This window comes from Williamsia sp., assembly GCF_036566845.1.
GTDB lineage: Bacteria > Actinomycetota > Actinomycetes > Mycobacteriales > Mycobacteriaceae > Williamsia.
The window spans coordinates 1-2,433 of record NZ_DATCVM010000011.1; the positions used below are offsets into that span (position 1 = coordinate 1).

Here is a 2,433-nt window from a genome sequence, read left to right on the forward strand (position 1 = left end):
CTCACAGCCCAATGCGCTTGGCGATAATCTCCTTCATGATCTCGGTAGTCCCGCCCCCGATACCCAGGATGCGCGAATCACGATAGTGCATTTCGACCTCGGTCTCGCGTAGGTAGCCCATGCCACCGTAGAGCTGCACGGCGGTGTCGACGGCAAACGCGCAGGCTTCCACGGCCTGGTTCTTCGCCATCGAGACCATCCGAACATCGGTGTCACCGGCGATGATGCGGTCCACGGCGGCGCGGGTGTAGGTCCGAGCCACGTCGACGGCCGTCGCCATGTCGACGATCTTGTGCCGCACCACCTGCCGCGTGGATAACGGTCGGCCGAAGGTCTCACGCTGCTTCACCCACTTTAACGTCAGGTCGAGACAGCGTTGAGCGGTGGAATAGCACTGCACGGCGATGAAGGCACGCTCGACTTGGAACTGCTGCATGATCTGCAGGAAGCCGCTGCCCTCGGGGCCGACCAGATTGGCTACCGGTACGCGTACGTCGGAGAAGCCGAGTTCGGCGGTGTCGGAGCACAGCCAGCCCATCTTCTTCAGCGTGCGTGATACCGCAAAACCCGCCGTACCGCGCTCCACCACCAGCAGGGAGATTCCCGACGCCCCCAGGCCGCCGGTACGCACAGCGGTAGTCACAAAATCGGCCCGGACCGCCGAGGTGATAAAAAGTTTCGCGCCGTTCACAACGAAGTGGTCACCGTCCCGGCGTGCGGTGGTCCGGATGCCGGCGACGTCAGAACCGGTGTCCGGCTCGGTAATGCCCAGGCTGCCGATCTTCTCTCCGGCCAGTGTCGGCGCCACGAACTTGCGGATCTGCTCGGGATCGCCCTGCGCGACCATATGCGGCAGGGCGATGTTATGGGTGAGCAGGCTGGCCAGCACGCCCGACGAGCCGCCAGCCTCCATCACGGCTTCGGTGAGCAGCACCAAGTCGCGCAAGTCACCGCCGGAGCCACCGACCTCCTCCGCGAAACCGATGCCCAACAGGCCGACGGCGGCTGCGCGGCGATGCAGCTCCCGGGGCAACTCGCCGCGGTCCTCCCAGTCCTGCAGGTGCGGGACGATTTCTTTTCGGGTGAACGACGTGGCGAGGTCGCGCAACGAGATGCGCTCAGCTGTGATCCATGGGTCCGCTGCGGCGGATCCTACTTCGCGCTGTCCCGGCTGGGTCATGTGGGCTGCTCCTGCTGGTAACCGTCGGAAAGGGGCGGTAGGACCTGCCGCACGCCCCATTGTTCTCGGATGTTAGTCGCGGCTAACGTAGCGCGTCAGGAGATCGACGTCGGTGTCACCTGGAGGAAAGTTGGTTGACTTGCCCGTCCGGGTCGACCCCCGCGCGCTGGAATACGTCAAGAACCGCGAGGACTCACCGCTAGTCGAACCGGATGCACCTCCGTGCGGTCGAACGCGTACTTGATCGTCCTCCTTGTAGCTGAATAGCCCTGTTCCGCAAAGAACTTGAAGGCAGCATCTTGATTGAGATTCGTAACATCAAACGGATCCACAACCTGGTCCAATGTCTGATCCAGGTCGTCCATCTGTCTTCTCCTCGCCAAAGGCACCAGAAAGGCGTGCATCGAAGGCGCACCCTCTCGGTCAAATAGGGTTTGCCTTCGACGCACGCCAGTCTCAGTGGTTTAGCGAGTCGAACATTGGTCCGTAGATCCACGGCTGAGCTGATCGTCTATGTGGCCGCGATATTCAGTTCTTCCCGGCGGATCGCCGCCGAGCGTTACCCCGGTCTTACCCGACCGCATCCGCCCGGAGCACGAAGTTCCTACGCGAGAACGCATTACGGCATACACTCCGGTAAAGCCTCGACTTTGATCTCAAGTCGCATCAGCCCACCATGGAGCAAGAGCTCGCAATGTGCCCCGCCGTGGTCAGCACCTTTGCTAGTTGTTCCCGTGCGTACACATCGCCCCCAATGACCACGCCTCGATCGGTGCCTGACACAGCAAGACGTTCTTGACTTTCTGCCGCCATGTCGTCGTCCAAATGCTCAGCACCGCTGTCCGGGAGAAACACAAACGAACAGGAGGCCGCCCCCGCGGCACTGACCGCCTGAACCAGCACCATCGAAGAATCACACGACGACGACGTACACCACGTCCCTGGACTCGACCCAACCAAGTGCACTGCATGACGTAGATTCATCGACGTCAACCGGGTTGCCACGCTGGCCACTCGCACTGTGTGGCGACCGAGATCGCTCGACATCCAAGATCGCCTTTTGACGGTTGCGTGAATTTGCTCCATGTTCCCGAACAACCGTGCGATGCTCTAGCTGGATCTGCAAGTTGGGGGGAGACGGCGAATCGACCAATCCGGTCGGGTCGCCGGATGCACAAGCATCCGCAACTCATCACGCCCTTGGGTCAACACCGAAACGCCGTCACAGGAGGCACATCGGTGAGCGACCGGGA

The 2,433-nt window shown here is 61.8% G+C and carries 2 protein-coding genes; both read right to left on the bottom strand.

Annotation, left to right across the window (positions count from 1 at the left end):
- Position 1 precedes the first annotated feature (1 nt).
- Entirely contained in the window at positions 2-1,180 is a 1,179-nt protein-coding gene (locus tag VIQ49_RS00360) for an acyl-CoA dehydrogenase family protein (RefSeq protein WP_331879815.1), read from the bottom strand.
- A 176-nt stretch (positions 1,181-1,356) separates the two neighbouring features.
- Positions 1,357-1,545 (bottom strand): hypothetical protein, encoded by a 189-nt coding sequence (locus VIQ49_RS00365; RefSeq protein WP_331879817.1) that lies wholly within the window; start codon positions 1,543-1,545, stop codon positions 1,357-1,359.
- Positions 1,546-2,433: the final 888 nt, after the last annotated feature.

Bases quoted from the DNA above. Each gene is read 5' to 3' on its own strand.
- VIQ49_RS00360 (WP_331879815.1), bottom strand. From the start codon at position 1,180: ATGACCCAGCCGGGACAGCGCGAAGTAGGATCCGCCGCAGCGGACCCA.
- VIQ49_RS00365 (WP_331879817.1), bottom strand. From the start codon at position 1,545: ATGGACGACCTGGATCAGACATTGGACCAGGTTGTGGATCCGTTTGAT.